Genomic DNA, 10,720 nt, shown 5'->3' on the forward strand with positions numbered 1-10,720 from the left:
GCGGTCGTATCGTCGCCTCCCTTCCGCGGGGGCGCCCCAAGCGGCGGGCGGGCGATCGCCACCCGCTGCTGCTGGCCGCCGGAGAGCTGGGCGGGCAGCGCCCGTTCCCGGCCGGCCAGCCCCACCGCGTCCAGCAGCTCACGGGCGCGGGCCGCGTGTGCGGCGTGGCCCCGGCGGGGCAGTACCGGCGCGATGACGTTGTCCAGCACGGTGAGCGCGGGCAGCAGGTGGTAGCGCTGGAAGACGAAGCCGACCCGCTGCCGGTAGCGGGCCAGGGCGGCCCGACGCAGCGTACTGACCTCGACGTCGTCCACCGTGATCGTGCCCTGGTCGGCCTGCTCGATCGCGCCGATCAGGTGCAGCAGGGTGGATTTGCCGGAGCCACTCGGCCCGGTCAGCGCCACCACCGGCCCGGCCGTGATCTCCAGCGACACGTCGTCGATCGCGGTGAGTCGCTCGGCGCCAGTGCGGAACTGCCGGACCAGCCCGGCCGTGCAGACCTGTGCGGACGTGCCGGTGCGGTTGACCCGGAAGACCATCGGCGCCGCCACGCCGACGCTGGGCGTGCCGTCCATCGACACGGTGAACGGCCCGGCCGCCGCCTGCGGCTGCGCCGGCGGCAACGCGGCCGGGGTGTACGCGGCCCGGCACGTCGTGGTCGACGCCCAGGACCAGCGGCAGCGGACTGCCGTCGGTCCCGGCCAGGGAGAAATCGGCGTAGATGCGGTAGCCGCCGGACCGGGTCAGCTTCAGGGGCTCCAGGTGCCGTCGGGTGCCATGGTGGGGTGCAGGTGCTGGTATCCACTCAGGTCGCGAGCCACCACAACCAAATGCAGGGGCCTGTCGTGTACGACCGTGAAGCGCGTCGCCGCCTGCCGGTCGGCTCCGACGATCCGGAACCGGTAGTCCACGCGCACGCCGGCCGGCTGGGACCACCGCACGGGCTGCAGGGTGTGACCGCCGGCGCTGACCAACGTCCCGGTCGCCTGCGTCTGACTCACGGTGCTGTCACCCGGATGGGTGTGCGCACCAGTACCCGGCGCTGCTGGTGCCCGTCCCCGCCGTCAGCGCACGCTGCCCTGCGGGCGGGCCGCCAGCGGCAGCCGTGGCCGGCGGTGCGCCGGTGGCGGTCCGCTCGTCGCCCGTACCGAACCGGCCGAGCCCGAACCCGGCCAGCAAGGCCACCACCAACCCACCGACGAGCACCGCGAAACGCGTGTCGCCCAACCGAGGGCCGCGCGTCAGGGCAAGGTCGGCCACGTCGGAGGCCACCGCAAGGCCGGCGGTCAGCGACCTGGACGCCCTGCTGACCCACGGCACCGTGGTGGCCCGCGCCACCCCCGCCGCCAAGTACCGCATCGTCACCCTGCTGCAGCGCCGGGGCGAGGTGGTCGCCGTGACCGGAGACGGCGCCAACGACGCCCCCGCCCTCGCCGCCGCCGACGTCGGTATCGCCATGGGCGCCCGCGGCGCTGATCTGGCCCGCGTCGCCGGTGGTTCAGCGCGATGCCGCGGATCAGTGGAGGGCCCTCCCTGACGTTCGGTTTGTTCCGGTGTCGGATCACGGTCTCAGTGATTCTCGGTGATGACCTCACGGCGAAGGGTGTTGGCCGGCGATACCTCCGATCGCCAATTCGCCTCAAAACGTGAAGGAAGGTGCGTGGCATGCACCGAAGAGTCTGGCGTCAACGGCTCCGCGCGACGGTAGTTGGCATCGTGGTGCTCGCCTTGGGGGTGGCCGCTCGGCCGCTACCGGCGCTCGCGGCGAATGGGGACCTGGTTCAACAGACGAATTTCTCGCAGTCGTGCTCCAGCGGCATCGGTGTCGGCATCGCGTTCGACGGCAAGAACCTCTGGTACAGCTGCTACGCCTCGAGCCCGGACCTGTACAAGGCAGATCCGATCACCGGGGCGGTGCTCGCCTCCTACACCGTCGCGGGTGGCCTGGGTGCGCTGGCCTGGGACGGCAATCGCAAGAAGATCTGGGCCGGCTGGGGCGGCGCGGGCGCCGACGGCGACGTGCGGCTGATCGACCCGGCTACCGGTACCGGGTCCGTGGTGTTCAACGCGCCCGATGCCGGCGCCGTCGAGGGGCTCGATGACGGGCTGGCGTACGACGCGCAGGACGACAGCCTGCTGATCAGCCCGGACACGTCCACGACCATCTTCCACTACTCCACCGCCGGCACCAGCCTGGGCAGCTTCGGCTGGACCGGCAGCGGCTGCTACAACAGCGGCCTGGCCATCGGCGGCCAGTTGCTGTTCCAGGGCTCGGACGGCTGCAACCACGTCTGGGTGGTGCAGCGCAGCACGCACGCGCCCGCGTTCGACTTCGCCACCGGTGCCGGCGGGGTACGCGACGAGGACCTGGAGTGCGACAGCGTCACGTTCTCGCCGAAGACGGTGATGTGGTCGATGGAGGCGTACGAGCCGCGCCGGGCGATCGCGTTCGAGATCCCGCCGGGCTCCTGCGCCACCGGCGGTGGGGTGGACAGCGACGGTGACGGGCTGCTCGACGAGTGGGAGACGGGCGGCGTGACCATCGACCCAGACGGCGCTGGCCCGCTCGCGCCGCAGTTCATCGACCTGCCGGCGATGGGCGCGGACAAGAACAAGCCGGACATCTTCCTGCAGATCGACTGGATGGCCGATGCCACCCACAACCAGAAGCTGAGCGCCGCCGCGCTCAAGAAGGTCGTCGACGCGTTCGCCGCGTCGCCGTACGTCAGCCCGACCGGATCAGTGGGCATCAGCCTGCACATCGACGAGGGCTCGTCGAGCATCATGAACTACGCGACCAACGCGACCTGGGGGACGCTGAGCAAGGCCAACCAGCTCGCCTACGTCGCCAACCTGGGCACCTCCGGCGGGGGCGGCTACGACTGGAGCGCGTTCCAGGCGCTCAAGGACGCCAACTTCACGCCGACCGGGCGTACGCCGATCTTCCACTACGTGGTTGCCGCCCACAACTACGACTCGACGACCTCGTCGGGTATCTCCCGGGGCATCGGCGCCTCTGACCTGATCGTGAGCCTCGGCTCGTTCACCGGAGGTACCGGCAGCGACAGCGAGCAGGCCGGCACGCTGATGCACGAGTTGGGCCACAATCTCTCGCTGCGCCACGGTGGTGGTGACGACACCAACTACAAGCCGAACTACCTGAGCATCATGAGCTACGGCTTCCAGATGAGCGGCGTCATCAAGGGCGGGGCCGTCGGCACGTTCGACTACTCCCGCTCAGCCCTGGGCAGCCTGAACGAGAACAGCCTGAGCGAGCCCGCGGGGATCGGCGCGGCCGGCTACGGGACCCGACACTGGTGCCCGATCCCGGGAGCCTACGTCGCGGTCAACAACGCGGGCGGCGCCATCGACTGGAACTGCAACGGCAACTCCACCGAGACCGGAGTGTCGTTCGACGTCAACAACGACGGCGCCAACGGGACGCTCAACGGTTACAACGACTGGGCCAACCTGAAGCTCACGGGCGGCGCGATCGGCCTGGCCGGAGTCACCCCGGACCTGCCCATGGTCACCGACAACAACGAGACCATGACACCGGAGGAGGAGCAGAAGAGCCCACCGGCGTCGCGGTACACGTTCACCGGCTTCTTCTCCCCGGTCAACAACCCACCGACCGTCAACAGCGCGAAGGCCGGCAGTGCCATCCCGGTCAAGTTCAGCCTCGGTGGTGACCAGGGTCTGGACATCTTCGCCGCCGGCTCCCCCGCCTCCCAGCAGGTGACCTGTGACTCCGGCGCCCCGGTCGACGAGATCGAGCAGACCGTCAGCCCCGGGAATGCCACGCTGACGTACGATCCGGCCACTGATCAGTACACCTACGTGTGGAAGACCGCCAAGTCGTGGGCGGGCACCTGTCGCCAGCTGACCGTGACCTTCAACGACGGCACGCAACACTCCGCCAACTTCACGTTCAAGTAGACCAACCCTTTCCTGGCAGGGGCTCCACGCACGGTGCCCCTGCCAGGACACCTCAGAAAGCAGCTGATCATGACCCGCGCACCGCTCCTCGCAGCCGCCGTACTCCTGGCTGCGGCCGGATGCGCAACAGCCGGCACGCCGTCGCCCCCGCCGAACACCGCCACGGCCACCGGCCCGGAACCGCCGACAGCGCCTCCACCCCCATCGAGCCCGACCGGGATCACGTCGCAGGAAGCGGCACGAATCGCGCCACTCGCGCCAGCACGGCTGATGGCCGTCACCGACACCGGCACCATTCGCCTGACCTGGCCGGCCACCGGCGAAGACCTCGCGTACTACCAATGCCTGCGACGCGACGCGACCGGCCATTGGCTACCGATCGGGCAAGCCTCACCTACCCGACAGACCTACGTCGACCGCAACCCGGGCACCGGCACCCGCATCTACGGGGTGCGGGCCGTCAACACCTCCGGCCTCGCCAGCCCGATCACCGAGAGCCGGCCCGTCACGATCAGCTGACCCCACTACCTCACCGGTCCTCAACGTCGCCGGCGTCCGCGGGATGACTACCCGTTACTTAACAGCGGTCACCACCGACGACGAACGCACCGCCGGCGCCTGCACACCAGGCGCAAGGTGAGCACAGCCCACGACAGACCGGACGACGGTGGACCCCGGCGGCGGGGTTGGCGATGTATCAGGACGTGCGTAACAGGGCGCTACGCTGCGCAGGTTCTTGTGTAGTGCGCTCATCGACTTCGACGGTGGCTGTCCTCTGATGAGAGGGTGACGTGGGCACGTTCGGAACCGGGCCGTTTAGCAGTGACGGTGCCCTGGACTTCCTCGAAGAACTGGCCGAAAGGCCGCCAAAGCAGCACTTCGACGCGCTCCGGCACATGTTCACCTACGTCCTAGCCAACCGCGACCTCCTCTGGCGAGAGTTCTTCCCCGACCAGGTCGTTGCGGCGGCAGCACTCGTGGCCGCCGCGCTGCCCGGCGGGGTGCACCTACAACACCGCTTGGCGGAACTGTCGGACGAGACAGACATAGCGCTGCTTCCCACGTCCGCGCTGGACCTCGCCGCGCCCGCACTGGAGTCGTTGCTCTTTGTCGCCGGCCCTGACGGGCCGTGGCATCAGGGGTGGACCACCGAAGCGGACAGACTCGACGCGCAACGGACCGTTCACGACCTCGCCGCGATCCTTCGGGCGGCGATCTAGCCGGACGTGTCACCCACGTCCCGAGACTGTTCTCTGGCAGGCGCGTCTGACTTTGGGGTCTGGTGACATCCGGGAGACTGGAGGACCGTTCTCCCAGGTGTGACAAGAATATGCCAGCGCACCTCGAAGCGTCTCGAGTTGGCCAAGATCCGCTAGGCTGCGGCGATGGCGTTCGAGGCAGGGCAAGTCATCACACGTCGATACCTACGCGGGCAGTGGTGCACGTGGGTGCAGCCGATGCGAGTAATCAGCGACGACGAGATGGGCCTGCTGCTCTGGCAGCCCGCCGGCAGTGACTTCGCGACGCTCGTCGACGCCGACGGCAACACCCCGCACGAAGTCACCCCCGACCGGATGCGCGATCCGAAACTGACCGTCCGCGCCTGGCACAGCTACGACGTCCTGCTCCTCATGCCCGCCAACGCCAGCTACTCGGTGTGGTGGTTCTTCCAGGAGGGCAACTTCGCCGGTTGGTACGTCAACCTTGAAAAGCCCTACGTCCGACGGCACAACGGCGTGGAGACCATCGACCTGGTCCTCGACATCGTCGTCACGCCGCAGCGTCAGTGGAAATGGAAGGACGCCGACGAGTTCGACCGCCGCATCGGCCACCCCCTCTACTTCGACAGCGCCGCAGCCGACGCCATTCGTGCTGAAGGCGAACGACTCACCAAGCTGATCGAGGCCGGAGACTGCCCGTTCGACGGCATCCACACCGATTTCCGCCCGGATCCCGATTGGCCGCTGTTGCGGCTCGGCGACGACATGAAGTTCCCGCTCCACCGCCCGGCATGACTGATCAACCAAGCCGATACTCCACACCTTCGGCTCAGGCCTAGCCGAGCCGGTATTCCCAGCCGTGTTCGCGCCACTGAAACCCGAGCGCTACCAGATCTTCCACGGTCGCCTGGTTGACCACATGCTCAAGGCCACGCTGGGTGGCGATGTGACCGATCACCATGACCCGCCGCCCGGCCCACCGCGTAGGTAGCTCTGCGAGGCTGCGGGCAACCCGGCCGACCGCTTGGCGGTGACTCTCACCGTCCGGATATGGCCGGTCGACATGGTCCGTGAGGTCGCGGCTCACCTCGACTGAGGGGGTGCCGTTGCGGGAGCCGAAGTCACACTCGCGCAGCCTCCAGTCATACAAGATCGGAATGCCGGTGCCGCCGAAGGCAATCTCCGCCGTCTCGACCGACCGTCGAAGGTCCGAGCAGAACACGGCGGCGATCCCGTCGTGCCGTCGCCGACGGCCCATCTCGGCCGCATTTTCGCGGCCCTGGGCACTCAGCCGCCCTGGCAGCCAGCCGGTTGCCAATCCTCGCTCGTTGTCCTCGCTCAATGCATGGGTTTCGAAGACGACCTCGATCGACACGGACCGAGGCTACCGTGGCGACACGGCACCCCGGGTACCCCGGCGATGATCGGCAGCGATCAGCGCAGTTAGGCGTCGCAGATCACGTGGCCAACGCCAGTCGCACATCCCTCGGCGGACGACTTCGTTCCAGCCTGAAGAGTTGCCGAAGTGCGCCAGCAGGCCGAGGCCTGCTGGCGACCTTCGGCCGGCAACGCTGCGGGAGCTATGAACGAGAGGCTGAGGCGTTTCCAGGCCGACAGCCGGCACAAGCCAGGCAGGGAGCAGCGAACCCTGACCACTTCGGCGTTCTCTGGGAGGTCACGCCGCACCGCTCGACCGCATCACCGCAGGTCAAAGCCTCGCCCCCTGCCCGGTGCCGGTGATCACTTCGGGCGCGGCGACCACTTCGCCAACCTGCACCCAATCTGCTCCCACTTGCAAGGCCAGGCCATCCAGCAGCTCGTTGCCGCCGTGACCTGCGCGTGCTCCCCTGCCAGGCGACATAGGACGCCGCCGACTGCTGCTCAATACGGGTGAGCACTCCGTGTGAAGCAGGACGCTGCACCAGCTCTGATGCGATGAAGGAGCGGGGCCTCCGCTCCTCGTGACCTCCCGGCGGGATGCTGGGAGTGCTCACGTCCACGACGAAGGAGGCCCCTGGTGGAAGGGTATGCGGGACAGCAGTTCGTGGGTATCGACCTACACCGGCGCCGCTCGGTGATCGTGCGGATGACCGAGTCGGGTGAGGTGCTGGAAAGCGTGCGGATCGTCAACGACGCCGACCGGTTGACCGAGGTGATCGCCCGAGCCGGGCAAACGCCGGAGGTGGTGCTGGAAGCCACCTACGGCTGGTACTGGGCGGTGGACGCGCTCCAGGCGGCCGGGGCCAGTGTGCACCTGGCGCACCCGTTGGGAGTCAAGGCGTTCGAGTACCGGCGGGTGAAGAACGATGTCCGGGACGCGATCGACCTGGCCGATCTGTTGCGGATGGGTCGCCTCGCCCAGGGGTGGATCGCCCCGCCGGCGACGCGGGAGTTGCGGGAGCTGGTCCGCCACCGCGCCAAGCTGGTCGCCGTGCGCAGCCTGTGCAAGGCCGAGGTGCACGCCGTGCTGGCCAAGTGTGGGGTGCAGGTGCCGATGACCGACCTGTTCGGAGTGGCCGGCACCGCGCTACTGGACCGGCTTGACCTGCCCACCGCCTACACGGCCCGAATCGCGTCGCTGCGCCGGTTGATGGACGCACTCGACGTCGAGATCGGCGTCTTCTCCCGGCTGGCCCGCGCCCGGCTCGCCCGGGACCCGGCCTACACGGCGGTCCAAACCATCCCCGGCATCGGACCCACCCTCGGTGCGGTGTTCGTGGCCGAGATCGGCGACATCACCCGTTTCCCCGCCGCACCGCAGCTGGCATGCTGGGCCGGACTGACCCCCCGCCACCACGAGTCCGACAACCGGGTGCGCCGCGGACCGATCACGAAACAGGGCTCCCGGCTGGTGCGCTGGGCCGCGGTCGAGTCGGTGCAGACCTTGCCCGCGACCAGCAAGGTCGGACACATGCGTGACCGCATCGCCGCCCACCGCGGCCGCAACATCGGCTCGTCGCGGCCGCCCGTCGGCAATTGGAGTACGTCTACTACGCGCTACGCGATCACCACGTTCGCGCCCTCCACACCACCCTCTCGGCGGCATGAACCGCCGCCTCGACCGATCGGCGCGGGTCGTGCAGGTCATGACCCCCACAACACCTGGCGTGGTCGCCCCTTCTGATTGACCCCGCCGACCGGCGCACCGCGCACCCCATCATGCCCGCCACCGCCGGGCGAAGGGATGACCGGCAGCCCCACCACGGGCCTGCCCACCGCCGGGACACCGGCACTGATGAGCGCAACGCCCCTGATCAGAAGACAGACCTGGGAGCCACCCCACTCACACTTCTCCGCCGCCCAGATCGTGCGCCGCGAGGCGCCGGCGTCAAGGCCCTACGGCCGCTACGCGGTCGGGCTACGCCCGAACCTTGACCCCGACGCCTCACCTCGGCGCGCCCAGAACACGACGAAGAAGACCCAAACCAAGACCAGCACCACCCTTGACCGGCCCCGCTCCTTCAGGGATGACCTGCGGTAATGACAAGTCGCAGGTGGGGGCGGGTGCAGTTGAGCGCCGTTGCGTGCTGTTGGATGCAGTTCAACGCCGTTCAGTACACACGGCTGCTCCCCACGTGCTCCCCGGACCCCGGCGCGCGACGTGGCGTCGCCCGGTGCCTTGGCGCTTCGCCTCGGCACGTCTTTAAGGAACAGCATCGAGGCTGACGTTTACTCAGCGTGACCGGCGTGCTGAGACACCGCGCGCACGGTCGGCGGCAAGAGCGGATGTTTCATGCTTGCTCGAGTACCAACGTCGACGGGCCGCTGTGGCGGTCTACTCGCCTGCGTCTGCGTGGGTGAGTAGGCGGGCGGCCAGGGCGCGACCGCGATGCCAGGTTCACGCCGATGTTCGACGCCGTGTTCGCCGCCGAAGGCATCGACGTGGTGAAGACACCGCCACGCACGCCTCGGGCGAACGCGTACGCGGAACGCTTCGTGCGCAGCGTCCGGGCCGAGTGCACCGACCGGGTCCTTATCTACAACGAACAGCACGCCCGACCGTGCTGCGCGACTACGAGGACCACTTCGTCCGGCACCGGCCACACCAGAGCCTGGAGCAGCATCCACCCGGCTACGACCCCGACGCAATCGTCGCGATCGACAAGCCGACCCGGCGACGCCGCGTCCTGGGCGGCGTCATCGACGAATTTTGTCGAGCCGCTTCATCCGCCAGGCAAATCTCCAGCACACAGCCTTAAACCGAGTTTTGGCACGGTACAGGCCGGAATGATTCGGCCGAAGCGGGGTAGCCGGCGCCGTGATACGGCGGCGAGGCGTGGACCTGACTCGGTATGAAGGAACAGAGGGTGGCATGACGCCGCCGTCGAACTCGCGGCACCTCCTGCCGGCGGACAGCCGACGCCTATCCGTGGTCGCGTTCGTCGGCATGGTCGTCGCCTACCTGGTCGTGCTCCACGGGCTGGCACTGACCCTGACCAGTGGCCTGGAAACGAGATACGCCGCGCCCAGAACGCTGAACGAGATGTGGCGGAGCATCACGGTTCCGGAGGCGGTCTCCGTCGTGCTGGTGATCGCGGCCATCTCCTGGCTTCGCTGGTGGCCGCCGGTCCTGCGGGATAACCATCCGGTCCAGCGCTGGGTCGTGGTCGTGCCCATCGGCATGGCGACCTGCGCTCTCATCGTGACCGACTACGGCGCCCTCGCCACCAAGGGCGCCACCTTCACCCTGACACTCCTGCTCTCCGCACTGCTGATCGGCGCCAGCGAGGAACTGATATTCCGTGGGCTCGGGGTGACCGTGTTCCGCTCCACCGGGTTCACCGAAGGAAAGGTCGCCCTGTGGTCCACGGTTATCTTCGCCCTCGCCCACGCCACCAACCTGCTCACCGCAGGTGCCGTAGCCTTGGCCCAGGTACTGACCACCATGGTCGCCGGCTACTTCCTCTACCTCATCCGACGCCGCTCCGGCGGCATCACCGTGCCGGCCATCATCCACGGAATGTGGGACTTCTCCCTGATCTCAGCCCAGGTAATCCCGGGCAAGCCCTACCTCCTCTCACTCCTGGCCATCGTCACCATGGCGGTTTTGGCCATCGTCGTACTGGCACGCCGGCACCACATCGAACCAGTCACCGCCCAGCAACCCTGACGGCCCTGCACGGTGCCAAAAACTCTGTTTCAGGCTGGGAGCTGCGGATTTGCAGGTGGATCAGGCAGCTCGGTAATACTCGTTGATAACGCCGCCGAGGACGCGGCGTGGCCGCCATGACCACTCGCACGACCACTACGACCATGAACACGAACACCACCAGGGCGGCCGACTCGCCGCCTTGTGGCACCGGCTGACCACCGTCACCGTCCGCGAGAGGCCGACCGATGGCCCAGTCGCACCGCCGCGCCGTCCCCCGCAATGTCACCGACGTCCTGCTGTGGCTGCTCGCCACCGACGTCGCCGCCGCCCACCTGCCCGATCCGCATCAGCCCGGCCGGTGCGCCAACCTTCGCTGCACAGGCAAGGCGTACCCATGCTCGCCGGCACGCGACGCCCACCGCGCCTGCCGCGCCGCCACCCCGACCGGAGTGTTCGCCCATGGCCGGGC

At 68.5% G+C, this 10,720-nt stretch carries 9 protein-coding genes and 1 pseudogene; 8 read left to right on the forward strand and 2 right to left on the reverse strand.

All coding sequences use genetic code 11. The features are described from left to right. The coding region (locus tag ACWEVO_RS17775; RefSeq protein WP_452308626.1) for an ABC transporter ATP-binding protein at positions 1-623 on the reverse strand (623 nt) is incomplete at its 3' end. 593 nt (positions 624-1,216) lie between these two features. Between ACWEVO_RS17775 and ACWEVO_RS17780 the strand changes: the two genes are divergently transcribed. From ACWEVO_RS17780 to ACWEVO_RS17800, 5 genes are all read left to right on the forward strand, one after another. Further along, positions 1,217-1,537 (forward strand): HAD-IC family P-type ATPase, encoded by a 321-nt coding sequence (locus ACWEVO_RS17780; RefSeq protein WP_452308627.1) that lies wholly within the window; start codon positions 1,217-1,219, stop codon positions 1,535-1,537. Between the two features lie 128 nt (positions 1,538-1,665). Beyond that, on the forward strand, positions 1,666-3,939 hold the full coding sequence (locus ACWEVO_RS17785; RefSeq protein ID WP_452308628.1) for a PxKF domain-containing protein: 2,274 nt from the start codon (positions 1,666-1,668) through the stop codon (positions 3,937-3,939). A 270-nt stretch (positions 3,940-4,209) separates the two neighbouring features. Next, complete coding sequence (locus ACWEVO_RS17790) at positions 4,210-4,458, forward strand: hypothetical protein (RefSeq protein ID WP_452308629.1); 249 nt, start codon at positions 4,210-4,212, stop codon at positions 4,456-4,458. Between the two features lie 272 nt (positions 4,459-4,730). After that, the gene (locus ACWEVO_RS17795) at positions 4,731-5,159 is read left to right on the forward strand and encodes a DUF4259 domain-containing protein (protein ID WP_452308630.1); all 429 of its coding nucleotides are present in this window, start codon (positions 4,731-4,733) and stop codon (positions 5,157-5,159) included. Between the two features lie 165 nt (positions 5,160-5,324). Further along, positions 5,325-5,954: a DUF402 domain-containing protein gene (locus ACWEVO_RS17800; protein ID WP_452308631.1), complete on the forward strand. Its 630-nt coding sequence runs from the start codon at positions 5,325-5,327 to the stop codon at positions 5,952-5,954. 40 nt (positions 5,955-5,994) lie between these two features. On the opposite strand, the gene ACWEVO_RS17805 is transcribed toward ACWEVO_RS17800, so the two are convergent. Beyond that, on the reverse strand, positions 5,995-6,534 hold the full coding sequence (locus ACWEVO_RS17805) for a histidine phosphatase family protein (protein WP_452308632.1): 540 nt from the start codon (positions 6,532-6,534) through the stop codon (positions 5,995-5,997). A gap of 642 nt (positions 6,535-7,176) precedes the next feature. Between ACWEVO_RS17805 and ACWEVO_RS17810 the strand changes: the two genes are divergently transcribed. The 3 genes and pseudogenes from ACWEVO_RS17810 to ACWEVO_RS17820 form a co-directional block, all read left to right on the forward strand. After that, entirely contained in the window at positions 7,177-8,283 is a 1,107-nt protein-coding gene (locus ACWEVO_RS17810; protein ID WP_452308633.1) for an IS110 family transposase, read from the forward strand. A 1,188-nt stretch (positions 8,284-9,471) separates the two neighbouring features. Further along, a complete protein-coding gene (locus ACWEVO_RS17815) occupies positions 9,472-10,269 on the forward strand; it encodes a CPBP family intramembrane glutamic endopeptidase (RefSeq protein WP_452308634.1) in 798 nt (265 codons plus the stop codon). Between the two features lie 227 nt (positions 10,270-10,496). Beyond that, a pseudogene (locus ACWEVO_RS17820) lies at positions 10,497-10,720 on the forward strand (hypothetical protein); the annotation flags it as partial.

The sequence above is a fragment of the Micromonospora sp. NPDC003776 genome, from assembly GCF_053605645.1.